This window comes from Hyphomicrobium sp. DY-1, assembly GCF_047497105.1.
Taxonomy (GTDB): Bacteria; Pseudomonadota; Alphaproteobacteria; order Rhizobiales; family Hyphomicrobiaceae; genus Hyphomicrobium_B.
In genome coordinates, this window is record NZ_CP134870.1 from 1,402,567 (window position 1) to 1,428,716 (window position 26,150).

Here is a 26,150-nt window from a genome sequence, read left to right on the forward strand (position 1 = left end):
GCTCTGCTGAGTGGGCGTGCCCGTGGGGAAGAACAAATACAAAAAGGGCGCCCATTGCAGGACGCCCTTTCTTTCAATTTGCCGATTGTGGTCGGCGTTATTTCGTTATCGCGCACGCCACGCTGGATGCGGCGCCGGTAGACTTGAAGTCACCGCTGCAGTGAGGCGCGGCAAATGCCGAAGCGGTGGCCGACACCAAAATCAGCGCGCTGAGAGCTACGAGTTTCATGACTTATCTCCATGCGCCCACTTGGCGAAATGTGCGAAAGCAGGCTCTCCATCGAGGGATAGCAGCGGTTAGATATGAAGAACGCGGAGCGAAAACATTATCTGAAAGTATGATCTGCCGTTTGCCGGCAGGACGTTTTGGCGCTTCCGTTGTTGAAGTGCGCCGGAAACCAGGCGCTTTCTGATCAACCGCGCATCGTACCTTGACCGGCACGCAGAGCAGAACGTCACTATTTCCATAGCTGCGAAAAAAGGGCGCCGCGGGGCGCCCATTCTTCGCGTGTTTAACGCTCGACTTATTACTTCGTGACGTCGCAAGCAGCGCCAGCGGTCTTGAAGTTGCCTGTGCAGGCAGGAGCGGCGAACGCGCCCGAAACGCCGGAAACCAGCAACATCGTAGCAAGGACAGCAATCTTCATTTTGATTCTCCATTCATCTCTTTGCGCCGGCAGCCCCCGTTTGTGTGGGCGGCGCTTATTGAAAGCCGCACAAGGTAGATACGCTCTCTCACCCGAAAAACATTTCATCTCTAAGTATGTTTTCGTGGCCTATCGGTTTACGTCTTTGGCGCTCGAACCATCAAAAACACGCGCATTTTCTGGTGTTTCGCGCGGCATGAAAACATGTCGTGATTTAAACGCAGAGCTGTCACACATCATTTCGATATCTCGCAAAATTCTTCAGCTTGCGTTTTCCAAAAAAAAGGGTGCCGCAAGGCACCCCATTCTTCGAACTTTTTTACGATTGATTTATTTTACTTCGTGACGTCGCAAGCGGCGCCAGCGGTCTTGAAGTTACCGGTGCAGGCCGGGGCAGCGAACGCGCCCGAAACGCCAGAGACCAGCAGCATCGTAGCAAGGACAGCGATCTTCATTGTCATTCTCCATTCATCTCGTTTGCACCGGCGGCAGCCCTGGTTTTCAGGGCGGCGCTTAATGAAAGCCGCCTGCACTACATACGCTCTTCGACCCACAAAACATTTCATCTCTAGGTATGAGGAGATGGCCAATCCGTTTGTGGGCAAGACATTCGTTACATCGAAAAATGCCGGTATTTCCTGGCGTTTCGAGCGTTTTGAAAATGTGTCGTGATTGAAACGCAGTTCTGGGTGACGTCATTTCGATGCCTTGCCCACAAAATCCGCTGCTCGTTTTTCGGCACAAAAAAAGGGCGCCGCGAGGCGCCCCATTCTTCGAACTTTTTTACGATTGAATTATTTTACTTCGTGACGTCGCAAGCAGCGCCAGCAGTCTTGAAGTTGCCCGTGCAGGCAGGAGCAGCGAACGCGCCAGAGACGCCAGAAACCAGCAACATCGTGGCAAGGACAGCGATCTTCATTGTCATTCTCCATTCATCTCTTTGCGCCGGCAGCCCCCGTTTGTGTGGGCGGCGCTTGTTGAAAGCCGCAACACAAAGATAGGCGCCTGCCGTGGCCGGCCCCATTATCTGTGGGTATGATCAAACCGATGAAATCGGGAACGAGCCGCGATGCGAACTTCGAACAGCGCCCATTTATGGGCCTCTGCGTTCGGTTAACCGGCTAAACCTAAGTTTAGGCACACGCAAAAATTTCCCGCCAGAGATGACAGGATGCGCGTGAGGAGGTGCGCCGGATAGAGCTATCGGCGCACATTTCTTCGTGTGGTTCTGCTTCCGGCGAAGGCTATTCGCTGCGACTTGTAAGCTTGCTGTTATTGCGATGGTGGCGGCTGGAATAGAAAAGCAGCAGCCCCGTTCCAACGGCTCCCAAAATGAGGAGCCCTTCAAGGGCGAAGATCATGGTGTAAGCAGAATCGGGCATTGCACATCCTCTTATTTGTTATTGTTCAATGAGACCCCGATATTCGCCGGAATGCCAGTACCGCCTGCAGCAAATACACGTCTGATCTCCATCTGGGTTCGCGCCGCACAAAATGGAGCAGCTGGCCCGCCATGCGGGTGGATGCCAATTCGACCAGTCCGTACACGGCATTAGGGGAGCGTGCTGTCTCAAGGATTGATCGACAGCCGATCAGGATTTCTTTGCGCTGCACCTACGGCGGTGCAGCAGAAAACGCGGATTTTCTCAAAACAGCCCTGTTTGAAGGAAGAAATCTCTCGATTGCTCGCGACGTTCAATTTCTCTGCCGTGGTCGCTGCGAAAGAAAGCTTTCCACTTCATCATACGTCGGAAGAGCGGCGCGGGCCCCGAGACCCGTACAGCTTAATGCGGCTACGGCCGAAGCGATCCGGGCGCAGTCGGCGTCCGTCTCGTTCCGCGCGACGCACCAGGCAAACGCTCCGTGGAAGGCATCGCCCGCGCCCGTCGTATCGACTACGTCGACCGCATAGGCGGGTTGCCGGCCATGCTCTCCGCTCTGCGATGCCCAGAGATACCCGCGTTCGCCGCTCGTTACGCCAGCGTGGCGAATGCCCGATCGGATCAGCCGTGCCAAGCGGTCCTCGTCGCTGCCGCCATGGGTGAACTGCTTAAATGCGGGGGCCGAGAAGATCGCGTAATCGGCCAAGCCGATGACCTTGTCGAGCAGTGGACCGCCGTTCAAGTCGATATCGAGCACGGTCGGCACGCCGCGATCTCGCGCGGCCTGGAACAGCGCCAGCGTGCCTTCAAGCCACGTCAAATCGCTGAGGACCACATGTGCCGTCTCGACATGCGAGACCGGCAACCAATCGGCGGCGAGCGGAAATTCATGGTCGTCCTCGCTAACGACGAGACGTTCGCCACGCTTGTCGACGATCACCGCGGCCGTCGCCGACGAAACGCCTTCGAAGGCACGAACGTGGCTTATCCCGACGCCGGCAGTTCTAAGCTGATGCCGGATAATTCCCCCGGCCGCGTCATCGCCGATCCGCGCCCACAGCGATACCTCTCCTCCGAGACGCGCGATCGTGGCGGCAGCATTCGCAGCCATGCCGCCCCCGCTCGCGACATGATCGGTCGCCCGCAGTTTCGTTGCCGTCTTCGGAAATGCGTCTATTCGGTAGACGTAGTCGAGCGCCGCGTGTCCGACGGCAATGATGTGTTTGCCGGCCATGTGCATCACTCACTGTGTATGGAAGCAGGTCTACCGGGTATCGTCGCTCGAACGGTCGACGAGCGAGGAGTGCGCGCTCGTCAAGACATGGAGACGGGCTTTGAGCCGATCAATCTCATTCAAGAGGTCGAAGACTACGGCGATGCCAGCCGGGTTGACGCCGAGATCACGGTCGAAGCGTTTGGCTTTCGCCAACTGCACGACGCTGACGCTCGAAAAGCGCCATTCGGAGACGCTGGCGCCGCGTGCCTCGATGATGCCATGCTCAACGAGCTCGACGACCCAGGCGGCTTCGACTTTGCAGATGCCGGTCAGCTCTTCGAGCGAATAGATGGGTTCGGTGCCGATTTCTTCTGCCGATACCGCGCCGGTGCTTTTCTCTATCATCGCTTAAACTCCAAGACCTGCACGCGGATCGAACGCCAATTCCTTCGCCATTTCTTCATAGATCTTGCGGGCCTTTTCATGCGTCGCCGGAGGCCAGACGATCTTGAGTACCGCGTACAAATCGCCCGGTTCCTTGGCGGGAATGCCGCGTCCGCGGATGCGAAGCTCGCGGCCGTTGGCCGAACCCGCGGGCACCTTCAGCATAATGGCGCCGGACGGCGTCGGCATCTTGACGCTCGCGCCCAGCGCGGCTTCCCAAGGTGCAACGGGAAGCTCAAGATATAAGTCTTTGCCGACGACACGATAAAGCGCGTCAGGCTTGAAGCGGACTTCTAGATAAAGGTCTCCCGCCGGCGCTTCGCCCATGCCCGGAGAACCTTGCCCCTTGAGGCGAATGCTCTGGCCTTCGGTGACGCCCTTCGGGATCTGCACGGTGAGGTTTTTATCGCGAACGAGAACGTGTCCACCGTCGTCCATCTCCGGCATGCGCAACGTGATCGTCCGTGTGGCGCCTTCCAGAGCATCACGCAAATCAATGACGATCGACGCGTGGTGATCCTCGCCGCGCATATTGAAAGTGGTGCGCGTGCGGCCGCCTCGCGATGCTCTGTCGCCGCGCGCCGCCGCGCCGAAGATGCTGCTGAAGAAATCGCTGAAGTCCGCGCCTTCGGGTGCGCCGGAATATTCGAAACCGGCATCCCAATTCGGCGGCGGTCTGAATTCCTGCCCCGCCTTCCAGTCCTTACCAAGCTGATCGTATGCGGCGCGCTTTTCAGGATCGCCGAGCGCTTCATAGGCTTCGCCGATTTCCTTGAACTTCGCCTCAGCGCCCGCTTCCTTGTTGATGTCGGGATGGAACTTGCGCGCGAGTTGACGATAAGCCTTCTTGATGTCGTCCTGTGTTGCGCCGCGCTCGACGCCGAGAATCTTGTAGTAGTCCTTGAATTCCATTGGCTCTCACATCATCGGATAAGGTTCAGCGCGTCAGTGATAATCTTTCGATGGTCGAAGGCGATTTCAATGCCGTCGAAATTCTTTATCCAGGCCACGACCTCGGCGTCGTCTCCGGCTTTGGCTTCTTGGTTTTCTGCACGAACGAGAAAGGCGATGGAACAGGTGTGGCCGCGGGGGTCGCGGTCCGGTTTGGAATAGACGCCGACCAAACTCAGCGTCTTGGCGTTGATGCTGGTTTCTTCCATCAACTCGCGCTTGGCTGCGTCCTCCACAGTCTCTCCGATTTCGACGAAACCTCCCGGCAAAGCGTATTCCCCCTTGAAGGGCGGATTTTTCCGGCGAACCATAAGCACACCGCGGGCGGGATCGACAACGACGCAATCGACGGTGAGCAGAGGAGTTTTCGGAGGCGACATGACAATTCCATTTACGTCGAAAGAGCCGACGTGAAAACGCCGGAGAGCGCAGGGCTGCTTTTATATCGCCGCCAGCAAGACCTCGAAGTTCTTCTTGCACATCCAGGCGGTCCCTATTGGCGGAACAAGGACGATGGCGCCTGGACCGTTCCAAAAGGTGAAATTCAGGGCGGGGAAGATCCATACGCGACGGCGCTCCGGGAATTCGAAGAAGAGACCGGATTGCGTCCCCACGGCAAGACACTTTCGCTCGGCTCGCTGCGGCAGAGCGGCGGCAAGCTTGTTCACGTCTGGGCCGTGGAAAATGACTGGGATCCGGCATTCCTCATTAGCAATCAATTCAGCATCGAATGGCCGCCGCGCTCGGGGCGGACCGCAACGTTTCCGGAGATTGATCGCGCGAATTGGTTCGATCTCGCGACCGCGCGCCGAAAAATTCTCAAGAGCCAAATGGATTTCCTTAACCGATTGGAAGCCGCACTCGATGTCGGAGCGGCCTGACGCCGATCAGGCCCGCGCGCGGAATCGGACGTTGAAACAGCGTTAATGCTCCAATACGAGCCGGCGCTAACGGCATATTAAGCAGAACAACAGCCAGCGCTTTGAAACTCCGCAATTTTTAGGAATTCAGGCGCATACCCTTGGATACGCGTCGGCACCCAAAAAGCGAAAACGCAGGGACGGCGAACACATTTCTCAATCGGGGTTGAGTGCGTCATGAGTAACGAGTTTTCGAACATCAAACCTGCCGAGATCTATGCAGATCTTTCGGCGGACGACATTGCCGAGATGATGGCAGAGGCCGCTGCGGTCGATGCCCTGTTCCAGTCAGGGCACGCGTCGACGACGTATCTGAGCAGCCTTTCAGCTGCCGCCTTCGCGGTCGCCAAATGCGAAGAAGAAGTTCCGGAAGCGCCGGCGACGGCGGCTTAATCGCCCAATATCCGAAAGTTCGCGAAAAGAACATGAGCGGGTCAACGAGTGACCCGCTCGTTTTGTATTTGCGACACATCAGTTTCAGAGTTGAGCCGCAGCGGAGCGTTTTGCTGGTGCCATCTTGCGCCGGCGCAATTGGCGGAACCGTACGGCTCGCAAAACAAAACCGGAGCCTCAGGGTGTGAGGCTCCGGCTGGGATCGTCTAAAAGAAAGATCGGCGAATTCCTATTTCATCGGCTCGTAAGCAGGCGCAGGAGCAGCTGCGGGAGCGCCGAAGAGATATGTCAGACCGACGCGCGCAACCCAGAAGCTGTCGTCGTAACCGATACGCGCCGTACAGCTTTCTGTGCAACCGCTTCCCGAGGGCGCTGTAAACGTCTCATCGTTTGAGCCAAAATCGACGTACATCGCGTCGGCACGAAAGGCCCAGTTGTCATTGAGAAGGTATTCGATACCGCCGCCGGCGGTCCAACCGAGCGCAGTATCGCTGTGTGAGCCAGAATATGTGACTGACCCACCTGGAGTGCTGGTCGGCGCATTGATGCTGTTAATCGAATGGTCCACTCCGCCGTAGGCTAGGCCACCCGTGGCGAAAATCAAAAAGTTCTCGGTCCCGACAAGCCCAACGCGAGCCCGAAGCGTACCGTACCAATTGATTTCAGAACCGAACGTTAGCGACGACGGTCCACCATCCCCACCGCACGTCGGGCACGTAATGCCCGTCGTCATATCGGCGTTGAAATAGTTGATGTCGGTTTCAGCGCCGAGCAGCCAGCCGTTGCACTGCCAGTTATAGCCGGCGACGCCGCCGCCGGTGAAACCTCTATCGTTGTCCTTGAGCTCGATGCCCACGTTGGTCTTCGTGCTTGCACCGCCAAAGCCAATCAGGCCGCCGGCATAGAAGCCAGAGAATGGCCCGCCACAGGAGTTTGCGGCCGGGGGCGGCGTATAGGCATAGTCCGTCAGATCACCGCCGGCATAGGCGGAAGAGGCGCCGAGAAGACAAAAAATTCCCGCCATAAGTATTTGAAATATCTTCATAATTCGTCGCCCTTCCCCCGTCCGGAAACGCGCAAAAATCCCTGCTTTGCGCCGAGTCCCGTTCACATGCCACAAAACGTGATTCGCGAGGCTGCGTCGAGCAGGGTCGAAACTCGCTGGCGTCAATCCCCCGCCCGGGCGGCGCTTCCTGAATCATTTTCCGCCATAGCGACAGCCGCATTGCCCGCGATGACGTCGAGATCGGAAACGCCGCGCTCGACTTGAATTTGGACGGCCGCAGCCACGCGGGCGTAGGCGCCGTCATCGAGTAGTTCGTCCACATTCAGAGACAGGCCAGCGATCGCACAGGCCCTCTCGAAGGCCAATCGCATCAGCAAACGCTCATTTCTCTGCAACTCGTCGAGCGTCACTGCCTGCTCCTCGCAAAAATGCAGGCGCCTCGGCCGGGGGATGGGCTTCGAGGCGCCCGCTCAGTGTCAGCCGACGCGGAGGCGGCGTCGCTGTGGGTGAAACTCTCAAGTTAGTTGCCGCTATCTACTATTAAAAGCGGCAGGCACTCGCCCCTGATCGGCTTGGTGCACAATCACAATCGCCGTTAGTTGCATGAGGCGACATTGACCTGGCGCAAAGTTGGCGAACGCGAAGTTTGACGATGTAGATCTCGGTCCGGCGCGAATGGGCGGTGCTGCGTAAGACCCGCAAGCTCTGCATCATGCCCGCTTGCGATCTGCGATGCGCCACAGTGAGAATTTCGCCAATATGAGCGTTCCAACTCGCCCTCATCCTTTCTGGACAGAGCCGGTCGAAACGGCAATCCAAGCGTTGGCGAGCAGGCCGACAGGTCTTCATACTGGCGAAGCTGCAGAGCGTTTGGCGAAGGACGGTCCAAATCTCATCGGCATCAGCGGCCACCCAAGCCTCCTTGTGAAAGCACTCCGACGCGTCGGCGAACCGATGGCGGCCATTCTGTTGCTGTCTGCGGCGGTCTCCGGAACGGCCGGCGATTGGCAAAGCTTTTTCATCATCGTTCTGATTGTCGCGCTGTCGATTGCATTGGACCTTTATCAAGAGCGCGAAGCCGAGAGGGCCATCGACGCGTTGAAGAAGTCTGTTGCCGTCACGGCGACCGTGCTGCGCGACGGGCGGCCGATTGAGATGCCGGTCAAGGATATCGTTCGCGGCGATGTCGTGAAGCTGCGCGCTGGAGACCTTGTGCCGGCCGACGGCATCGTTATTGCCAGCCGCAACGCTCTGACGAACGAAGCCAGTCTGACGGGAGAACCCTATCCGTGTGAAAAGTGCGCTGCCACATGTACGAGCGTGCTGATCGCGGAAGCGCATAACGCGCTATTTGCCGGAACCAGTGTTGTCTCGGGTGAGGCGACAATGCTCGTGATGGCAACCGGCGGGGCGACAATGTTTGGCGCCATCGCAGCTTCGGTCGAGGCACGCGAACCGATGACGGTGTTCGAACGCGGCGTGCATCGGCTCGGGACTCTCATTCTCCGACTGACGGCATTTCTGGTGCTCTTCGTGCTCCTGACGCAGCTGGTGCTGCACGGGCTGTCACTCGAAAGCTTCATGTTCGCGGTAGCGCTCGCCGTCGGGCTGACGCCGGAACTGCTGCCGATGATCATGACGGTAACGCTCGCGCGCGGTGCCTTGCGCATGGCGAAGCAAAAGGTCGTGGTCAAGCGGCTTTCAGCCATCCACGATCTCGGCGCCATGAACGTGCTTTGCACGGACAAGACCGGGACGCTGACAGAAGCCAAGATCGCGTTGGTCGAGAGCATCGGAATCGATGGCAGCCACAGCGAGGCTGCTGCGAAGCTCATCAGACTCAACAGCCAATTTGCCAGCGGCGTTCGGAGCAATCTCGACGACGCGGTGATAGCCGCTCTGCCGCCTGCCGACGCAAGCTGGACATTTCTGGATGATGCACCATTCGACTTCGAGCGCCGCCGTTCATCGGTGCTTGTCGCGCACGATGGCAAACCTCAAATCATCGCCAAGGGCGCGCCCGAGATGTTATTGGCGCGGTGCTCGCAAGTTGAGCTTGCGGACGGCACGGTGCATCCGCTCGACGCAGCGCGCCGGTCCGAGCTTGATCGATTATTCGAAGCCAAGTCTCACCAAGGGTTGCGATTGCTCGGTGTCGCCCGGCGCGACGTTGGTCCAGAGTGCACGACGACCCGGCCTGAGAATGAAACGGACCTGACCTTTGTCGGCTGCGCGTCCTTCCTGGATCCCCCCAAAAGCTCGGCGACGGCGGCCGTCGCAAAGCTCCGAGGCGCGGGCGTCGCGGTAAAAATCATTTCAGGAGATGCCGCGCCGGTCGTGCTCAATCTCGTCAAGCAGCTCGATCTGCCGGCGCAGGGCATCATGTCCGGTGAAGACCTCGACGGCACCTCCGAAGTCGCACTGATCGAGAAGGTGTCGAGCAATGATCTTTTCGTACGTGTTTCCCCCGAGCAAAAGGGGCGGATCGTCAGAGCGCTGCGCATGCGGGGTTTTACGGTCGGCTTTCTCGGCGACGGCATCAATGATGCGACCGCTATACATGCCGCAGACGTCGGACTATCGGTTGAAGGTGGAACCGACGTCGCGCGCGATGCTGCCGATATCATCCTGCTTCAACCCGATCTCGGCGTTCTGGCTGATGGCGTCGCCGAGGGCCGCAGGACCTATGCCAACATCATGAAATATGTTCGCATGGGGACGAGTTCGAACTTCGGCAACATGCTGTCGATGGCGCTCGCGTCGTTGATCCTGCCGTTTCTGCCACTGATGCCGCTGCAGATTCTCATCAACAACCTGCTCTACGACCTCTCCGAGATCGGTATCCCATTCGACAGCGCCGACGACACGACGCTGTCGCGGCCGCAGACCTGGGATGTCGGCTCTGTGCTCGGCTTCACGCTGATCATGGGGCCACTGTCGTCGCTGTTCGATCTGGGGACCTTTCTGATGCTGTCGCTGGTATTCAAAGTCGACGCCGATGTCTTCCGGACGGCGTGGTTCGTCGAATCAATCACGACGCAGATCCTGGTCATTTTCATCATCCGGACGGCCAAGCCATTCTGGACAAGCCGGCCAAACAGCGTTCTTGCGGCGAGTTCGATCGGGGCGCTCGCCGTGGCGATGGCCGTCGCCCTCTCGCCGCTCGGACATTTTGCAGGGTTCGTTCCGCTTCCTGGCGGGGTCCTTGCGGCCATCGCGGGAATTACCGTTGCCTATTCGGCAGCCGCCGAAACCCTGAAGCCCTACGCGCTCAGGTGGACGCCTAAAAATTTCTGGGCAATGTCAATAAGCAAAAAGGTGGGCGGCGTTCGCTCGCATCTGAATTTCAAATAGTTACCCGCCATTAGCGGTGATCATATTGACTGGTGACGGCGACCGATACGGGCGCCCCGAGGGCTCTCCAAGCGGCGAAGCGACACTTCCTGCTCGAGGAATTTTTGCGTATATCCAACATCTACTCGTCGCAATCATAGCGATGGGGCGCCTGAACCCTGATCGGGCGCTGCTTGGAAGATCGACAGAAATCCGGGGATCGGGCGTGACGACTGAAATTCTCGTTATCGATGATGACCCGGAGATCAGGCTGCTGTTGCGGACGTGCTTTGAGCGCGAAGGTTATCTGGTCTCCGAGGCCGGAGATGCTACCGACGCTCGGGCGGCCTTGGCAAAGGGCGGCGTCAGCCTCGTTACACTTGATCTGACGCTCGGCCGGGACGACGGCCTTAGTCTTGCGCGTGAAATTCGCGCCAACGGCGACATTCCGATCGTCATGGTCTCTGGAAAAGGCGATGCCGTCGATCGTATCGTTGGGCTAGAACTCGGAGCCGACGATTACATATCGAAGCCGTTCAACTTACGAGAGGTCCTTGCCAGGGTACGCGCGGTACTGAGGCGCCATGATGCGAGCCCGTCCGGCGCTCCGGCGCCGCAGGCGAAGCATGAGGTCTATCACTTCGGCTGCTGGGCCTTGGATATAACCAGCCGCGAATTGAAGGATTCAACCGGCGGCGTGCGCGAGCTCACGACAGGCGAGTTCAATCTACTCGAAATATTCATCCGGCGGCCGCATCGGGTCTTGTCGCGGGACGAGATCATGGACTTGCTCAAAGGGCACGACTATTCGCCGCTCGATCGCTCCATCGACGCGCTGGTCAGCCGTTTGCGCAAAAAAATCGACGATGACGGATCCAAGTCCGCCCAGATCAAATCGGTGCGTGGCATCGGGTATATGCTGGCGATAGACGTCCGGCGCGGCTGAGGATCACGCTCAGGACGACGGCGCAGCAGCTTTCTTGTCGAGGACCGCGCGAAGGATGTTTGCCAAATCCTTCTGAGCATATGGCTTGCGCAAAATCGCCCATGTCTCATCGCCCGATGCTGTGGTCCCTGCGATCTCTTCGGCGAACCCGGTCGTCAGGATAACCGGCAGTCCTGGACGATTTGCTGCGATCCATTTGCCGAGGTCGATCCCTGTCATGCCGCCCGGCATCATGATGTCGGTGAAGACCAGATCGACGGCCAGGCCTCCCTTCAACGCTTCCTTCGCCTCCGCGCCAGTGACGCATTCGACGACGCGGTAGCCGAGGCGTTCGAACCGCTTCACCGTCAGGGCGCGGACGTCGCGATTGTCCTCGACGACGAGCACCGTCTCGCCGGTGGCTTCGTGCGCCTCCGAAGCAGGCGACGACTGCTGGGCATTTTTGGCATCGACGCTGCGCGGCAAATAGAGATTGATGGTCGTGCCGGTGCCCGGCTCGCTGTAGATCGTGATGTTGCCTTGCGACTGCTTCACAAAGCCATAGATGGTGCTGAGACCGAGGCCGGTGCCACGACCTGGCGGCTTGGTCGTGAAGAACGGCTCGAACACACGGTGCAAGGTTTCTTTCGTCATGCCGATGCCGTTGTCAGAGACGGAAATGCGAACGTATTCGCCAGCGGTCAGCGGGCCTTCAAAGCCGATTTCTCCCTCTTCGAGCGTCGCGTTGTCAGTCCGGATCGTGAGCTTGCCGCCGTCGGGCATCGCATCGCGAGCGTTGATCGCGAGATTGATGACAGCGGCTTCCACCTCGCCGGCATCGACGCGCGCCAGCCACAGATCGGGCGCCAGATGGGTTCGCAATTCGATCGTGTCGCCGAGCGTTCGCCGCAGCAATTCGGTCATGCCGCGAACCTGTTCGTTGAGATTGATCACCTCGGCGGCAAGCTGACGGCGGCGCGCAAACGTCAAGAGACGATTGGTCAATCGCGCGCCAGAGTCAGCGGCACGCGCCGCGCGCGTCAGAAGCTCGTGATCCTGCGGATTGGTGATTGTCTCTTCAAGCAGCTCCAAATTTCCGGAGATGATGGTCAGCAGATTGTTGAAGTCGTGAGCGATGCCGCCGCTGAGCTGGCCGATGGCTTCCAGCCGCTGCGATTTCAGCGCGGCTTCTTTCTGTTTGATGTCCGAAGTCATGTCGCGAAAGAGACCGACGACCGCGACGCGCGAACCATCGGCGCCAACGATATCGGCCACGTGACCTTGGCCTGGAAACCTCGTCCCGTCGCGCCGCCGGAGCGACGTCAGGATGGTCCGGCTGCCCGTGCTGTCGGCCTGATCATCCTCGAGTTTGTGAAAATCATGCGGATCGGCAAAAAGGTTCGACAGATCGGATATCATGGCTTCATCGGACGTGTACCCGAACATGCGTGTCGCCGCCGGATTGACGAGAATGATCTCTCCATCCGGGGACGAAATGACGAGCGCTTCCGGAACGTGATCGAAGACAGCCTGAAATAGCAGAGACTGACGGTCGATCTCGGCCTGCAATCGCGCACGCGCACTCAGATCGTTGATGATACCGGAGAAGAATTTCCGGCCACCGACCTCGAACATGCCCACCGAAAGATGGATCGGAAAAACGGTGCCGTCCTTGTGCAGACCCTGCACCTCGCGGCCGACGCCGATGATCCTTTTTTCGCCGGTCGTCAAATGGCGCTGAAGATAACTGTCGTGTTGGGACTGATACGGCTCCGGCATCAGCATATTGATCGGCTTGTTGAGCATCTCGTCGGCGGAATAGCCAAACATTTGTTCGGCGGCCGGATTGACGCTTTGGATGCGGCCTGAACTGTCGATTGCCAGGATCGCAGCGACCGCCGACTCCAGGATCGCCTTTAGCATGGCAGACCTTGATATGACTGGTTCTTCCTGATCCACTCTAATGCCTCAATGCCTTGCAATCCAGATGTTGCGATCCGCGGATCGGGATGACGTGTCCCCGTGCGTCCCAGCCATCGACTGATCTCGGTCAAAGCAGTTTCGTGACAATTCCACGAAATTCGAGACATCCGATTGGAGACGTTATGGCTACCAACAACCGCCCCTACATGGCAGGAACGACAGACAGTGAGCACCCGGCGGCGCGCTTTAAAGCAGATTGCGCTCTGCAGCTCGACATCTGCAAGTCCCTGCTAGCTGTGGCCGATAGCCTACCTGGATCGCTGAATACAACAACAATCGACATCCTGTCGAAATTGTTGCAATCGACATGGGCAGCGCATCTAAAGCTGCAGGACGAAGTTATCGTGCCGCTCATCGCCCGGCGCCATGAAGCTATTTCCGATGTGTGCAGATGTTTCACACCGCTGACCCGACAGCATATCGAGATCTCGGGCATTAATGACGAACTGGCTGAATGTTTCGACATGATCGCTAAGGGCGAGCCGGTCGAGAGCAGCATGCTGGGATTTTTAATCCGCAACGCAGCAGAGCGGCGGCATGAGCATGTCGAATGGGAAAAAACCCTGCTCGGGCCTCTTCTGCCCAAGACCTTAACTCCCGCGGAGCGCCAAGTTTATTGGGGCTGGGCGGCCGCCAATCCGTGGCCCTACGAAGGTTTCAAAGTCCTTACTATGAGCAACCTCAATTGATCGAGGTCAATTCGGACTGCCGCCCCGACGCCTGATCATTGGGACTGGGGAAGGGCAGCAATAGTGAAACGTACCTGGATCTTAATTGCGGACAGCAGCGGCGCGCGGATTCTCGAAGCGCTCGGGAACAGTCGTGCATTTTTCGAGCACGCCGTCGGGGACGGACGCTATCCATACCGGTCGGACCCCGCGCCTCAGGAAGAGCGACCGAGATTAACCAAGGCGCTCGATGGGCTGTTTGCTAGCCAGCTCAGCACCATGTTGGCAAACCGACTCAAAAGCCGCTCGTTCGACAGGCTGGTTCTCGTCGCTCCGACGGTGATGCTGGGCAAGCTTCGCAAAATGATCAGCCCCGCCGTTCGCGAGACCGTCATCGCCGAGATCGAGATGGATTTGACCGACGTCCCGACTAGTGAGATCGCACAACACCTAGCCGACGTCTCCCTGTTTTAGGACGACGTCTTTTCAGGCGTCTTTTGAGCAGCTTGGACAGCTGGCACTTTGAGCGCCGATGCCGCCGGATGCCAAACGACCTCGCGGATCGACGAGTCGCCATCGTAGGGCCGCGTTTCGAAACCGAGGTCCCTCGCCATGTCGAGCATATGGGTATTGGCCACGTTGACGAGGCCGTAGATCTGCTCGACGCCTTCGTGCTGGGCGTAGCTCAACAAGGCTGACATCAATTGCCAGCCGAGGCCGTGGCCGTGGAGATCGGACCGGACCAGAATACCGAATTCGCCACGCGTCTGATCCGGTTCGAGGACAAGGCGCGAACCGCCGATCATTTCATTCGTTTTCGCGTCGATTGCGACGAATGCCATTTCGCGGGCGTAGTCGATTTGCGTCAACGACGCGAGGAACGGGTGCGGGAATGTCTTACGGCCGGTAAAGAACCGTAGCCGGACATCTTCCTCGGAGATCTGCGAAAAGAACTTAGCAAAAGCCGGCTCATCTTCGGGGCGCACGGGCCGAATGAGAACTTTGCCCACCGGATTGATTGAAATCTCTCGTTCAAGGTGAGCGGGATAAGGCCTTATGGCGAGCGGCAGACGCGGGTTCGCGTCTTCGTTTGCAAGCTTCATGCGCGCGTCGATCGCGATCACGCCGTCTTTGTCGACGAGCAGCGGATTGATATCGAGTTCGCGAATCTCCGGGTGGTCGACGATGAGGTCGCTAATGCGAACGAGCGTATCGGCGATGGCGTCCATGTCGGCAGGAGCGTGATCGCGATAGCCCTTCAGCAGCCGAGAAATCCGCGTTTCGCAGATCATCTGGTGCGCGAGATGCATATCGAGCGGCGGCAACGCCATTGCGCTATCGCGCAGCACTTCGACCGCAACACCGCCTGCACCGAAGAGAAGCATCGGACCGAAAGTCTGGTCGACGCTCATACCGACAATCGTCTCAAGCGCATCCGGCCGCTTGACCATCGGCTCAACCGTGAAGCCGTCGATCCGGGCTTTCGGCAATTTGGCCTTGATCTTCGCCAGCATATCGACCGCCGCCTGTTCGGCGGCTGCCTCGCTTTCAAGGTTCAGGTGTACGCCACCGACGTCCGATTTATGCGAGATGTCGGGCGAGGCGATCTTGATGACGCACGCGTCGTTGTTTTTCAGAATGCCGGCCGCGACAGAGCGAACGGCCGCTGGATCGGACGCCAGAACTGCCTTGTCCGTCGGAATGCCATACGCTGCCAGGATCGTCTTGGTTTCGAGCGCCGACGCGACAGTTCTGCCGCTTTCGAGAATCTTTCGGATTTCCCGACCGGCAGATCGCGAGTGATACTTGTGGTCGCCAGCCGCGATTTGTGGCGTCCGCATTAGCTCAGTCTGCGAGCGTGCGTGATCGACGAGTTGCATGAACCCGGTGATGGCGGCGGATGTCGATTCGAATGTCGGGATCTTGTTTGCTTTGAAAAGCGCACGTGCTTCGCGGACGGCACCGTCGCCGAGCCAGCACGCCATGACTGGCTTATCCGCGACCAGCTCCGAATGTGCAGCAACCGTGTCGACGACAGCCTTAGCCGCGTCGGTCGCAGATACCGTCGCCGTCGGACAGTGAAGAACGAGAACCGCATCGGAATCGCGATCGTGCAGCAGTGCCTCAAGCGCGTCTGCGTAGCGCTTCGTTCCGGCGTCGCCGATGATATCTACGGGGTTCCCGCGCGACCACGTCGGCGGGAGTACGCGGTTGAGCGCTTCGATCGTATCGGGTCCGAACACCGCCAGCGTGCCTTTCCAGTCCTGCAGTTCGTCAGCGGCCAAGACACCTGCACCGCCGCCGTTCGTCAGAATCGCCAACCGGTCGCCGCCGAGCCGCGGCACATGCGACAAAGTCTCGGCTGCTGCGAAGAGATCGTCGAGCGTTAGGACGCGCAGGATGCCTGAACGGCGGAAAGCAGCATTGTAAGCGGCGTCGGAACCGGCCAAGGCGCCGGTGTGCGATAGCGCAGCGTGGGCGCCGCCAGCGTGACGGCCGGTCTTGATGACAACGACGGGCTTCATGCGCGCTGCCCGGCGTGCGGCTGAAATGAACTTCGGCGCGTGGGTAACGGCTTCGACGTAGAGAAGAATGGCGCGGGTGTTGGCGGCGGTTGCAAGATAGTCCAGCATATCGCCCAGGTCGATGTCGGCCATCTCACCGAGCGAGACGACGTGAGAAAAGCCGATGCCGCGGCCGGCAGCCCAGTCGATAACTGCCGTCACCAGGGCACCCGATTGCGAAACGAACGCCAAGTCTCCGGCGAGTGGCGCGCGATGAGCGAAACTGGCATTCAGGCCAATGTTCGGGACCATCAGTCCGATGCAGTTCGGACCGAGGATGCGCAGGCAATTCGGCTGTGCAGCCGCAATCATCGCCTTTTTCTGCTCGCCCATACCGGCCGCAAGTGCGATTGTAGCTCGCGTTCCCTTGGCGCTCAGCTCCTCGATAAGGCCAGTGATGGTAGCGGGCGGTGTCGCCAGCACAGCGAGATCGGGCACCTCCGGCAGGTCGGCAACAGTTGAGTAGCAACGGTGGCCGACGATATCGCGGTATTTGGGGTTTACGAGGCTGATCGGACCTTTGAAGCCACCCTCAAGCAGGTTCTTCAAAACGGTCGCGCCCACTGACCCTGGACGCTTGCTGGCTCCAATTAATGCAACCGAGCGCGGCGCGCACAGGTAGTTCAAATTGCGAACAGTCATCAGCCCCAATCCTTAATCAAGGTCATGCCCATGTCCAATAAGTGACCGCGCCACCTGCTGTTCTGATCTGAATCAATAATCTCTCGCAATTGCTCACTTGCGCTGCGTCAATGAGATTTAATGCAATGAGCGTATCAAAGCCGCGGGACAAATCGAGCAAAGAGGGCATTTTCGTGCATATGCCAACCAACGTGCAAAATGCTCTTCCGCCGCCGCATTCGACCGCAACCGCACTTCTAACCGACCAGTCGGGAACGCGATCCGAAGCGGCAAAATTTAAGCCCACGTCGCTGCCCACGCCCGAGCAGCCAGAACTTGATCGCTACGTCCATTACCTGATCGCACGAATGACCGGCGGGCTCTCTCCCGCCGCTTGCGCCGAAGCTTTCGTCGACTGGGGCTCGCACATGGCGGTGTCGCCAGGGCTGCAGCTCGAATTGATGGGTGAAGGCATCCGCCAGTGGATGCGGCTGCTAGCATTCACGCAGCAAGCTATGGGCAGCAATGCGGCCTTGCCGCCGAGTGTCGAACCGCAACCGCACGATCATCGCTTCGTCTCTGACGGTTGGAAGCAGTATCCCTTCAATGTTTTCGCGGAAGCCTTTTTGCTTGGTGAAGAATGGTGGCATTCGGCAACCACACGCGTTCGCGGCGCTGAAAAGCAGAGCCTCAATCGCGTCGATTTCATCACACGCCAGATGCTCGACGTTTTTGCTCCGGCAAACTTCGTCGCGACCAACCCGGACGTGCTTTCCCGCACGCAGTCGGAAGCCGGGCTCAATCTGCTTCGCGGCTATTCGAACTATCTCGATGATGTGAAGCGCCTGCGCTCGCGGGAGGCTCCCCCGGGAGCAGAGAAATTCAAGGTCGGCGAAACGGTTGCCGTGACTCCCGGAAAGGTCGTCTATCGCAACCACCTCATTGAGCTGATCCAATATGAGCCGACCACGGAGACCGTACATGCCGAGCCGGTTCTGATCGTACCGGCGTGGATCATGAAGTATTATATTCTCGATCTCAGGCCTGAGAACTCGCTGGTCAAATATCTCACCGCGCAAGGCTTCTCGGTCTTTATTATTTCATGGCGCAATCCGGACGCGGGTGATCGCAATCTGGGCTTCGCTGATTATCGGCGCCTTGGCGTGATGGCTGCAATCGATGCGATCACACGGATCGTCGGCGATCGCAAAATCCATGCGACGGGTTATTGCCTCGGCGGCACGCTGCTTTCCATTGCAGCTTCCGCCATGGCCAACGAGAATGACGATCGCCTCGCGACCCTGACGCTGCTCGCCGCGCAAGCCGATTTTCGCGAGGCCGGCGAATTGACGCTCTTTATCGACGAGAGCCAGATCACGCTGCTCGAAGACATGATGGCCGAGCAGGGCTTTCTCGATAGCGCGCAAATGGCTGGCGCTTTTCAGTTGCTGCGATCGAACGATCTGATCTGGTCGCACGTCGTCAACGATTATCTGCTCGGCGAGCGGCAGCCGGTTTTCGATCTGCTCGCGTGGAATTCTGACGCGACGCGAATGCCGTACCGGATGCATTCGGAATATCTGCGATCGCTGTTCCTCAACAACGATTTTGCCGAGGGACGTTTCAAGGTCGACGGCCGCACCATTGCGCTGACCGATCTCCGTGTGCCGATTTTCGCGATCGGCACCGAGACCGACCACGTCGCACCGTGGCGGTCGGTTTATAAATTCAACATCTTGAGCGATACCAGCGTGACGTTCCTGCTGACAAGCGGGGGCCACAATGCCGGCATCGTCTCGCCGCCCGGCACACCGCACCGCAGCTACCGGATGGCGACCAAGCTCGCAAACGACAAGTTCGTCGATCCCGACACATGGTTTGCAACGACGCCGAAGACAGAGGGATCGTGGTGGACCGCCTGGGCCGAATGGCTGGCCCGCATGTCGACCGGAATAGTCGATCCGCCATCGATGGGCTCGCTGGAGAATGGGTTGAAGCCTCTGTGCCCGGCCCCTGGCACATACGTACTGCAAAGGTGATGTCCAGGCGTTTCCTGTCTTGACCTTCGTCAAAGCGCTGGAATGGCCGAGGACGAAAATCCATCATTTCACGGCGCAAGCATAGGAGTGAAGAGCATGCTTGATCGACCTGCCAGAAACGACATGAACACACAGGTTCCGGCACCCGGCATCGCGCCGATGCTCAACGCCTTCAATCCGATGACGGCCTATATGGCCTTCTGGGGAGGGCCCGCGCTTCAGCTCGGTGGCCAAGTGGCGCAAAGCTGGCTGCATTTTCTCGGTTCCCGCTGGATGAAGGACATGAGATTTCCGCAGCAAGTCGCGGGCTGCAAGACAGCAGACGATGTGGTGGCCGCCGCTGCCGAGTTCTGGCAACAGGCGTCGAAAGATTATTCGTCTGAGTTCAATCAGCTTGCCGATTTGACGTGGACTGCCACGCGGACGGCGTTCGACGGCGCGGGTACATTTACCTCGAAAGATTGCAGTTGTTCCGGTAAATGTGCGTCTCACCCGGCCGGCACTGCGTAGGAGAAGCGTCATGAAAGCCAGCGACGTAATGACGACGAAGGTCATCTCCATTCGCCCCGATGCAACGCTCACCGAGATGATCAAGCTGATGCTCGATCACAGGATAAGCGGCCTGCCGGTCGTTTCCGACGATGGCAAACTCGTCGGCGTCGTCACCGAAGGCGATTGTCTTCGCCGGGCCGAGACCGGCACGGAAGTGAAGCGCTCGTTCTGGCGCGATTTGCTGACGGGCTCGGAGACGCTTGCCAACGAATACATTCGCACGCACGGCCGCAAGGTCTCAGAGGTGATGACTGGCGATCCGATCAGTGTTTCGCCCGATATGGAGCTCAGCGAAGTCATCCATATCATGGAGAAGAACCGGATCAAGCGCGTGCCGGTCGTGAAAGACGGCACGGTTGTCGGCATTCTGAGCCGCGCGAACTTGCTGCAGACGTTGTCGGGCCTCGTGCGCAATACGAGCGTCGACGACAGCGATACAGACATCCGCAAAAATGTCATCACGGCGCTCGGAACCCTGCCCTGGGCTGCAAACGAATTTCTGAACGTCACCGTCAAGGATGGCGTCGTCGATCTCTGGGGCTGTTATACAGCCTATCGACAGGACGAAGCGGCCGTTGTCGCCACTGAGAACGTTCCCGGCGTCAAACAGGTGCGCAATCACCTGTCCTGGGTCGATCCGATGTCCGGCACAGTCGTCTACTCGCCGGACGAAAAGGCATCTCTGGCTCGCGCGTAAATCGAGTTGACCGCGTGCCGCGCGATTGATGCCCATGCGATGGTCGCGCTAGAATTGCGATCATCGCTCATTCGTTTCCGAAAGATAGTTCGCTAATGAAAGCCATGGTCTTCCGAGCCGTCGGAGAGCCTCTGACCCTCGAAGAAAGACCTGACCCGCAACCCGGAAAAGGCGAGATCCGCGTTCGAGTCGAAGCATGTGCGGTTTGCAGGACGGACCTGCACGTCATCGATGGCGATCTTCCCGATCCCAAGCATCCCGTTATTCCAGGGCACGAGATCGTCGGCATCGTCGATGCACTTGGCGCAGACGTTCACGACCACAAAATCGGCGAGCGTGTCGGCGTGCCGTGGCTCGGCCATACGTGCGGGCACTGTCCCTATTGCCTCGCAGAGCGCGAGAACCTGTGCGACTTTCCGCTTTTCACCGGTTACACGCGTGACGGCGGATTTGCCACGCATGTGATCGCCGATGCGGACTTCGCCTTTGCGATGCCGGGTTTCAGCGATCCCGTTGCCGCAGCGCCGCTGATGTGCGCGGGCCTGATCGGCTGGCGGTCGTTACGCATGGCAGGCGACGGCAAGCGTATCGGACTCTATGGATTCGGCGCGGCGGCGCACATCATCGCGCAGGTCATCATCTGGCAGGGACGCGAGGTTTACGCATTCACGAGAGCGGGCGACAACCAAGCGCAGGACTTCGCGCGCTCGCTCGGTGCGGTATGGGCCGGCAGCTCAGACGATGTGCCGCCCAACAAACTGGACGCCGCAATTATTTTTGCGCCTGTCGGCAGCCTCGTTCCAGCGGCACTCAAGGCGGTCCGCAAAGGCGGCCGCGTCGTCTGCGGCGGGATTCACATGAGCGACGTTCCGCAGTTTCCCTACGATATTCTATGGGAAGAGCGGGAGATCCGGTCGGTGGCCAATCTCACGCGCCAGGATGCGCACGAGTTTCTCGACATTGCGCCGAAGGCTGGAGTCCATACGACGACGACCGTCTATCCACTCGCCCGCGCCAATGAAGCGCTTGCCGACTTGCGGGCCGGACGTTTCTCCGGCGCCGCCGTTCTTGTTCCCTGATGCTTATTGCGCCGGGCCGTCTAGAACCTCGACTTGGGGGAGCGCGACACGTGGGCGCGAGATCTTTTCAGTCGGGGCCATGACGGTCGCGACACCGGTGATAACCTCGTCGCCCTTCTGATTGACCACCTTACAATCGAGATTGACGCGGTGGCTCTTCGCATTTTTATCGGCGACCGTCAGAGTGACCGTTATGGTATCGCCGACGCGCACCGGATGCCGAAACTGCAGCGTCTGGTCGAGATAGATCGTGCCAGGGCCAGGCAGCTTCGTACCCAACACCGTCGAGATCAATGCCGCACCGAGCATACCGTGCACCACGACGCCATGAAAAATATCGCTCTTCGCGAATTCGGGGTCGACGTGCGCGGGGTTGACGTCTCCGGACACCGCAGCGAACAGCTCGATATCGCGGTGGGTCAACATCCGCACGAGGCTGGCGCTATCGCCGACCTTGAGTTCGTCGAAAGTGCGATTGGTCAACGTCTCCATGAAGTCTCCTTGGCGCTATCCGAGAATGTGATAGCCGCCGTCGATGTATTCGAGATTGCCGGTGAGCGCTTTGGCGTTATCGTCCGCCAGGAACGCAGCGACGTTGCCGACATCGTCGATCGAGACGAGTTGATGGTCGGGCATGCGCTCGCGCGTACGATCCAGCAGCTCATCGAAGCGATCAATACCGGACGCAGCACGGGTTTTCAGCGGTCCCGGCGACAGGGCGTGAACGCGAATGTTCTTTTTGCCAAGCTCGGCCGCCATATAACGCACCGAGGATTCGAGCGCGGCCTTCACCGGCCCCATCAGATTGTATTCGTCGACGACCTTTTCCGAGCCGTAGAAGGTGACGGTCAGCAGACAGCCGCCGTCCTTCATCAGAGGCTCGGCGAGATGCGCCATGCGAATGAAGGAGTGGCAGGAAACGTCCATCGCGAGTGAGAACCCGGCCTGCGAGCAATCGACGACGCGGCTGTGGAGATCATCCTTCGGCGCAAAGGCGATGGAGTGCAGCAGGAAGTCGAGCTTGCCCCACTCTTTTTCGATGCGCGCGAACACCGCTTCGAGCTGGCCGGGGTCGCGCACGTCACAAGGGACGATAATCGGGCTTTTGAGCTCTTCGGCGAGCGGGCAAACGTAAGGTTCGGCCTTGGCATTCAGATAGGTGATTGCGAGATCGGCGCCGGCGTTACGAAAAGCTTTCGCGCACCCGTAGGCGATGCTGTGTTCGTTGGCGATGCCGACGACAAGGCCCTTTTTTCCAGTGAGCGACATGCGGTGTCTCACCTCACTCGGACAGAGTTGCGATCAAAGCGCCTGGATCGACGACACTATTTTCGCCGGCTACGATGGTGATACGACCATCCGAGGGCGCAGTAATCTCGTGCAGGGCATCCTCGATGCGGACGACCGCGATGCCGTGTCCGGCCGCGACGCTTGCGCCGTCGGGGACAAGCCAGCGCACGAGCGTGCCTTCCGGGAAGATGCTTGAGGCCCACAGGGCTTCGTCAATTTTGATGTCAGACATGTCAGCTCCGATTGCCCCTCGGCGATGATGTTGTTTTTCGCCGGGCGGGCGCACTCTTGCTGCACCTGCGTACAATTATAATGATCTTGGTCAAAAAAATTCGCTGCATCGCGAAAGACGATGCAGCGAAAAAGCACAATATATTTTTCTGAATTTGTCCGCGTTACGCGACCGGCTCGATCTTGCGAGCCTGCAGCGCCATCGCGATCAGGGCGAAGCCGCCAAAGATCATGTTGATGCCGACGAGCAGACCGATCGCCCATGCCGCCGATGACGGCAGGCCGAAGAAGATCATGGCGCCGAGCACCAGATCGACGATGCCGCTCAACAACATCATGACCCAGGCACCGGGAAGCTCGTTGCGATGTTCGAGCGCGAACATAACTGACGCGATGCCTTCAAGGATAAAGAAGGCGACGAGCACAATCGTCAGCGAAACGGCGCCTGTGGCGGGCGAAAAGAGCAAAATGAGACCGGCACCGATGCCAATGATGGCCGAGAGCAACGACCACCAGAAGCCTGGCATGGGGCGCATGGAAAATGTCGTAAAGAGGCCGGCGATTCCGCTGAAGAGAAGGAGCCAGCCGATAAAGAACGTGACTGTGAGGGTCGCGATCGGCGGCACTATGATCGCTGCCGTGCCGAGAACGACGAGAACAATCCCTTCGATAAGGAACATTTTCCAATTCTCGTGAAGCGACGTTACGAGCGCCTGCCTCATACGGCGGACGTCTGATGGATCGAATGACATTTTCAAGCTCCTGTCTGGGCGGGTAACGCAGCAAGCACGGGCACTAATCTTACGACAGTTCGCGACTTGGTGCCGTACCAAGCGTGCAAAGTCGTGAATGTCTTACGACCGAGCACATTAAAATCCGCACTTGGCGTTGATCCGCCGCAACGCACTGCACCGCACAGATGCGCAAGAACGGCGTTAATGATCGTTAAACGGTGCGAAAGAAAAGTTGTAGAGGCCGGACGCAGCTTTGCTGCTTCAAAGCATGCCCGCGAGCAGCGCGTCGCGTTCGTTCTCATGCCTTCTCAAGCCCCCTCCAATCCGGACCGAGCGAGCCGTGGTCGGCGTGGCCATCGCCCGCTTTTGTCGAAGCCGTGAGCGAGTTACGCGCCGTGCATTAATCCGCACTCTGATTTTAGCGACGGCTAAAGCCGCCAACCGCTGCCGATTTTTATTCGCCATGATTTGGCCGCAACCTATTCACGTTCGCTTCATACGGCTGCCCTTATCCGCCTGGGCTTCGAGAATAGATTGCCGACGGCACAATTGCCGTGAAAGCGCGACGCCGACGTACTAACGACTAAACGGAAATCGATTCGCAGCGTTCGACCAGGACGCGACAAAATTCGAGGAAATGCCATGAACTCCAGCCGACACGCTGCTCTCGCCGCTGCGTCGCTTCTAACGGCACTGACGGTCACGCCCGCAGTCGTCATGGCGGACGATCAGCGGCCGCCTAACAAAGAAGATAAAATCAAGAGGCACGAAAAGGAAGGCAACGGCGGCCAGAATCAATGGCAGCAGGGCAAGCCGCAGGGGCAACCCGGAAAGCCTCAGGGGCAACCGAAGAATTTCGGCCAGCAAGGTGGGCGTCCGGAGAAGCACGGCAACCCGGCATTCGGCCAGCAGCAGAAACAGCCAAACGCGCAGCAGAAGAACTTCGGAAATGGCGGCGCTGGAGGAAATCCGAATGCGTTCGTCAAGCCGAAGCCGCCACAGCCACCGGTCGTGAATAAGGCGGTGGTACCGCAGCAGCAGCCACAACAGCGCCCCAAGCATCAGAACGCGGGCCAGCAGAACTTCAACAACCAGTTCGGCGGCCCAAACAAAGCACCGAACAATGCGCCGCCGCAGAAGCCGCAGAACCAGCAAGGCTGGAAGCGCGTCACGCCGGGCACGCAGCCTGCACCCGTCGTCAATCCAGGCCAGCCGAACAAGCCGCAGAACCAGCAGGGCTGGAAGCGCGTCACTCCGGGCACGCAGCCCGCGCCGGTGGTCAATCCGGGACAACCGAACAGGCCGGTAACGCCCAATTTCGCTGCGCCGAACAAGCGACCGCAAACGGCAGCCGAAGCCAAGCGGCGTTTCGAGGCGATGCGCGGCCAACGCAAAGAGGTGAAATTCGATGGCGGCAAAGGCGTCGTTATCGAAGAGCCGGGTAAGCGCCGGATCTACCGCGAGAACAATCGCGTCTTCATTCAACACGACGATACCGAGCGGTTGCGGCGTGTCGCGCCGAACGCCCGCTTCGAACGCGGAAAAGGCGGTACGAACGTCGCCGTGATCGACCGCCCAGGCGGTTATAAGATCTATTCGGAGACGGATGCCAACGGCCAGCTCATTCGCCGGTATCGCCGTGGACCCGACGGGCGCGACTTCATCATCATCGACAATCGTCGCCGCCGTCATGACAACTTCGGCAGAAATCTCGCGGCCGGAATCGGCATCGGTGTCGGCGTCGTTGCTGGGGCCGCCATCCTGAATTCGGTGCTCGACGTGCCGCCGCCGCGTGTCACCATTCCGCGCGACGAGTACATCGTCGATTACGAACGCGCGAGCGACGAAGACGTTTACGAGGCACTGAGCGCACCGCCGGTCGAAGATTTCCGTGGGGGATATACCCTCGATGAAATCCGGGCGACGGCTGCGCTTCGCGACCGCATGCGCCGCGTGGACCTCGACGACATCACGTTCGATTTCGGCTCGTGGGAGGTCAATCCGAGCGAGTACGGTAAGCTCGACCGGATCGCGCGCGCCATGCTCCGGATCATCCATCGGCATCCCGATGAGGTGTTCATGATCGAAGGCTATACGGATGCTGTCGGCTCGCCGGAGGACAACCTTTCGCTCTCCGACCGGCGCGCGGAATCCGTTGCGGAAGTGCTGACGCAGCAGTTCCAGATCCCCTTTGAGAACCTGACGACGCAAGGCTATGGCGAAGAATATCTGAAGGTGCCGACCCAGGCTCCCGAGCGGCTCAATCGTCGTGTCGCCGTTCGCCGGATCACGCCGCTTCTGGCTCGCGGAAACGCTGGCGCGCCTCCTCCGCCGCCGCAGGGCTCTGGCCAATATGACGACGGCCCTGGCGGTCCTGGTGATGGCGGACCGGACGATGGCGGTCCCGATGACCAGGGTTACGATGGCCCACCGCCCGGACGTAACTAAAGGTTCTCGACGATCACTGCTCCCGCC

General features: G+C 59.0%; 23 protein-coding genes. 11 read left to right on the forward strand and 12 right to left on the reverse strand.

All coding sequences use genetic code 11. The annotated features are described in order from the left end of the window. Positions 1-2,342 precede the first annotated feature (2,342 nt). From RLW41_RS06625 to RLW41_RS06640, 4 genes are read right to left on the reverse strand one after another with little or no spacing between them, the layout of a single operon-like run. Entirely contained in the window at positions 2,343-3,263 is a 921-nt protein-coding gene (locus RLW41_RS06625) for a PfkB family carbohydrate kinase (protein WP_414463991.1), read from the reverse strand. A 30-nt stretch (positions 3,264-3,293) separates the two neighbouring features. Further along, a complete protein-coding gene (locus RLW41_RS06630; protein WP_414463992.1) occupies positions 3,294-3,650 on the reverse strand; it encodes a chaperone modulator CbpM in 357 nt (118 codons plus the stop codon). Between the two features lie 3 nt (positions 3,651-3,653). Beyond that, positions 3,654-4,601, reverse strand: a complete 948-nt coding sequence (locus tag RLW41_RS06635) for a DnaJ C-terminal domain-containing protein (protein ID WP_414463993.1) — start codon at positions 4,599-4,601, stop codon at positions 3,654-3,656. A gap of 11 nt (positions 4,602-4,612) precedes the next feature. After that, on the reverse strand, positions 4,613-5,020 hold the full coding sequence (locus RLW41_RS06640; protein WP_409561123.1) for an NUDIX domain-containing protein: 408 nt from the start codon (positions 5,018-5,020) through the stop codon (positions 4,613-4,615). A 30-nt stretch (positions 5,021-5,050) separates the two neighbouring features. On the opposite strand from RLW41_RS06640, the gene RLW41_RS06645 reads away from it, so the two are divergent. Both RLW41_RS06645 and RLW41_RS06650 read left to right on the forward strand, forming a co-directional pair. After that, complete coding sequence (locus tag RLW41_RS06645; protein WP_414463994.1) at positions 5,051-5,521, forward strand: NUDIX domain-containing protein; 471 nt, start codon at positions 5,051-5,053, stop codon at positions 5,519-5,521. 216 nt (positions 5,522-5,737) lie between these two features. Then, positions 5,738-5,953, forward strand: a complete 216-nt coding sequence (locus RLW41_RS06650) for a hypothetical protein (RefSeq protein ID WP_013949628.1) — start codon at positions 5,738-5,740, stop codon at positions 5,951-5,953. 229 nt (positions 5,954-6,182) lie between these two features. Here RLW41_RS06650 and RLW41_RS06655 read toward each other — a convergent pair whose 3' ends face one another. Both RLW41_RS06655 and RLW41_RS06660 read right to left on the reverse strand, forming a co-directional pair. Then, the gene (locus tag RLW41_RS06655; RefSeq protein ID WP_414463995.1) at positions 6,183-6,998 is read right to left on the reverse strand and encodes an outer membrane protein; all 816 of its coding nucleotides are present in this window, start codon (positions 6,996-6,998) and stop codon (positions 6,183-6,185) included. 122 nt (positions 6,999-7,120) lie between these two features. After that, positions 7,121-7,369 (reverse strand): hypothetical protein, encoded by a 249-nt coding sequence (locus RLW41_RS06660; protein WP_414463996.1) that lies wholly within the window; start codon positions 7,367-7,369, stop codon positions 7,121-7,123. A 349-nt stretch (positions 7,370-7,718) separates the two neighbouring features. Here RLW41_RS06660 and mgtA point away from each other — a divergent pair, with 349 nt between their 5' ends. Beyond that, positions 7,719-10,313 carry a magnesium-translocating P-type ATPase gene (gene mgtA / locus RLW41_RS06665; RefSeq protein ID WP_414463997.1) on the forward strand — a complete coding sequence of 865 codons (2,595 nt, stop codon included), beginning with the start codon at positions 7,719-7,721 and terminating at the stop codon, positions 10,311-10,313. 205 nt (positions 10,314-10,518) lie between these two features. Further along, positions 10,519-11,238, forward strand: coding sequence for a response regulator (locus RLW41_RS06670; protein WP_409561128.1), 720 nt, complete (start codon positions 10,519-10,521; stop codon positions 11,236-11,238). A 9-nt stretch (positions 11,239-11,247) separates the two neighbouring features. Here the strand turns inward: RLW41_RS06670 and RLW41_RS06675 are convergent, their stop codons facing one another. Then, a complete protein-coding gene (locus RLW41_RS06675; protein ID WP_409561129.1) occupies positions 11,248-13,140 on the reverse strand; it encodes a PAS domain S-box protein in 1,893 nt (630 codons plus the stop codon). Between the two features lie 182 nt (positions 13,141-13,322). Between RLW41_RS06675 and RLW41_RS06680 the strand changes: the two genes are divergently transcribed. Together RLW41_RS06680 and RLW41_RS06685 are read left to right on the forward strand one after the other, a co-directional pair. Further along, positions 13,323-13,889, forward strand: a complete 567-nt coding sequence (locus RLW41_RS06680) for a hypothetical protein (RefSeq protein ID WP_414463998.1) — start codon at positions 13,323-13,325, stop codon at positions 13,887-13,889. A 63-nt stretch (positions 13,890-13,952) separates the two neighbouring features. Then, entirely contained in the window at positions 13,953-14,342 is a 390-nt protein-coding gene (locus tag RLW41_RS06685) for a host attachment protein (RefSeq protein ID WP_414463999.1), read from the forward strand. Here RLW41_RS06685 and RLW41_RS06690 read toward each other — a convergent pair. Beyond that, complete coding sequence (locus RLW41_RS06690) at positions 14,339-17,074, reverse strand: bifunctional acetate--CoA ligase family protein/GNAT family N-acetyltransferase (RefSeq protein WP_414464000.1); 2,736 nt, start codon at positions 17,072-17,074, stop codon at positions 14,339-14,341. The two genes, RLW41_RS06685 and RLW41_RS06690, sit on opposite strands and share 4 nt — an antisense overlap. Before the next feature lie 125 nt (positions 17,075-17,199). Here RLW41_RS06690 and RLW41_RS06695 point away from each other — a divergent pair, with 125 nt between their 5' ends. From RLW41_RS06695 to RLW41_RS06710, 4 genes are all read left to right on the forward strand, one after another. Continuing rightward, positions 17,200-19,092, forward strand: a complete 1,893-nt coding sequence (locus RLW41_RS06695) for a PHA/PHB synthase family protein (RefSeq protein WP_414464001.1) — start codon at positions 17,200-17,202, stop codon at positions 19,090-19,092. 96 nt (positions 19,093-19,188) lie between these two features. Next, a complete protein-coding gene (locus tag RLW41_RS06700) occupies positions 19,189-19,602 on the forward strand; it encodes a phasin family protein (protein ID WP_409561134.1) in 414 nt (137 codons plus the stop codon). A gap of 10 nt (positions 19,603-19,612) precedes the next feature. After that, positions 19,613-20,341, forward strand: a complete 729-nt coding sequence (locus RLW41_RS06705; RefSeq protein WP_414464002.1) for a CBS domain-containing protein — start codon at positions 19,613-19,615, stop codon at positions 20,339-20,341. A gap of 95 nt (positions 20,342-20,436) precedes the next feature. Beyond that, positions 20,437-21,420 carry a zinc-dependent alcohol dehydrogenase family protein gene (locus RLW41_RS06710; protein ID WP_414464003.1) on the forward strand — a complete coding sequence of 328 codons (984 nt, stop codon included), beginning with the start codon at positions 20,437-20,439 and terminating at the stop codon, positions 21,418-21,420. A 3-nt stretch (positions 21,421-21,423) separates the two neighbouring features. On the opposite strand, the gene RLW41_RS06715 is transcribed toward RLW41_RS06710, so the two are convergent. The 4 genes from RLW41_RS06715 to RLW41_RS06730 form a co-directional block, all read right to left on the reverse strand. Continuing rightward, positions 21,424-21,912, reverse strand: a complete 489-nt coding sequence (locus tag RLW41_RS06715; protein WP_414464004.1) for a MaoC/PaaZ C-terminal domain-containing protein — start codon at positions 21,910-21,912, stop codon at positions 21,424-21,426. A 15-nt stretch (positions 21,913-21,927) separates the two neighbouring features. Beyond that, positions 21,928-22,689 carry an enoyl-ACP reductase FabI gene (gene fabI / locus RLW41_RS06720; protein ID WP_414464005.1) on the reverse strand — a complete coding sequence of 254 codons (762 nt, stop codon included), beginning with the start codon at positions 22,687-22,689 and terminating at the stop codon, positions 21,928-21,930. A 13-nt stretch (positions 22,690-22,702) separates the two neighbouring features. Then, entirely contained in the window at positions 22,703-22,942 is a 240-nt protein-coding gene (locus RLW41_RS06725; RefSeq protein ID WP_013949644.1) for a lipoyl domain-containing protein, read from the reverse strand. 163 nt (positions 22,943-23,105) lie between these two features. Continuing rightward, on the reverse strand, positions 23,106-23,693 hold the full coding sequence (locus tag RLW41_RS06730) for an HdeD family acid-resistance protein (protein WP_409561139.1): 588 nt from the start codon (positions 23,691-23,693) through the stop codon (positions 23,106-23,108). Positions 23,694-24,317: 624 nt separating this feature from the next. Between RLW41_RS06730 and RLW41_RS06735 the strand changes: the two genes are divergently transcribed. Further along, positions 24,318-26,123, forward strand: coding sequence for an OmpA family protein (locus RLW41_RS06735; protein WP_409561140.1), 1,806 nt, complete (start codon positions 24,318-24,320; stop codon positions 26,121-26,123). Positions 26,124-26,150: the final 27 nt, after the last annotated feature.

Coding starts and splice junctions, on each gene's coding strand:
- RLW41_RS06625 (WP_414463991.1), bottom strand. CDS start 3,263: ATGGCCGGCAAACACATCATTGCCGTCGGACACGCGGCGCTCGACTAC.
- RLW41_RS06630 (WP_414463992.1), bottom strand. CDS start 3,650: ATGATAGAGAAAAGCACCGGCGCGGTATCGGCAGAAGAAATCGGCACC.
- RLW41_RS06635 (WP_414463993.1), bottom strand. CDS start 4,601: ATGGAATTCAAGGACTACTACAAGATTCTCGGCGTCGAGCGCGGCGCA.
- RLW41_RS06640 (WP_409561123.1), bottom strand. CDS start 5,020: ATGTCGCCTCCGAAAACTCCTCTGCTCACCGTCGATTGCGTCGTTGTC.
- RLW41_RS06650 (WP_013949628.1), top strand. CDS start 5,738: ATGAGTAACGAGTTTTCGAACATCAAACCTGCCGAGATCTATGCAGAT.
- RLW41_RS06655 (WP_414463995.1), bottom strand. CDS start 6,998: ATGAAGATATTTCAAATACTTATGGCGGGAATTTTTTGTCTTCTCGGC.
- mgtA (WP_414463997.1), top strand. CDS start 7,719: ATGAGCGTTCCAACTCGCCCTCATCCTTTCTGGACAGAGCCGGTCGAA.
- RLW41_RS06675 (WP_409561129.1), bottom strand. CDS start 13,140: ATGCTAAAGGCGATCCTGGAGTCGGCGGTCGCTGCGATCCTGGCAATC.
- RLW41_RS06680 (WP_414463998.1), top strand. CDS start 13,323: ATGGCTACCAACAACCGCCCCTACATGGCAGGAACGACAGACAGTGAG.
- RLW41_RS06690 (WP_414464000.1), bottom strand. CDS start 17,074: ATGACTGTTCGCAATTTGAACTACCTGTGCGCGCCGCGCTCGGTTGCA.
- RLW41_RS06695 (WP_414464001.1), top strand. CDS start 17,200: ATGAGCGTATCAAAGCCGCGGGACAAATCGAGCAAAGAGGGCATTTTC.
- RLW41_RS06700 (WP_409561134.1), top strand. CDS start 19,189: ATGCTTGATCGACCTGCCAGAAACGACATGAACACACAGGTTCCGGCA.
- RLW41_RS06705 (WP_414464002.1), top strand. CDS start 19,613: ATGAAAGCCAGCGACGTAATGACGACGAAGGTCATCTCCATTCGCCCC.
- RLW41_RS06710 (WP_414464003.1), top strand. CDS start 20,437: ATGAAAGCCATGGTCTTCCGAGCCGTCGGAGAGCCTCTGACCCTCGAA.
- RLW41_RS06715 (WP_414464004.1), bottom strand. CDS start 21,912: ATGGAGACGTTGACCAATCGCACTTTCGACGAACTCAAGGTCGGCGAT.
- fabI (WP_414464005.1), bottom strand. CDS start 22,689: ATGTCGCTCACTGGAAAAAAGGGCCTTGTCGTCGGCATCGCCAACGAA.
- RLW41_RS06725 (WP_013949644.1), bottom strand. CDS start 22,942: ATGTCTGACATCAAAATTGACGAAGCCCTGTGGGCCTCAAGCATCTTC.
- RLW41_RS06730 (WP_409561139.1), bottom strand. CDS start 23,693: ATGTCATTCGATCCATCAGACGTCCGCCGTATGAGGCAGGCGCTCGTA.
- RLW41_RS06735 (WP_409561140.1), top strand. CDS start 24,318: ATGAACTCCAGCCGACACGCTGCTCTCGCCGCTGCGTCGCTTCTAACG.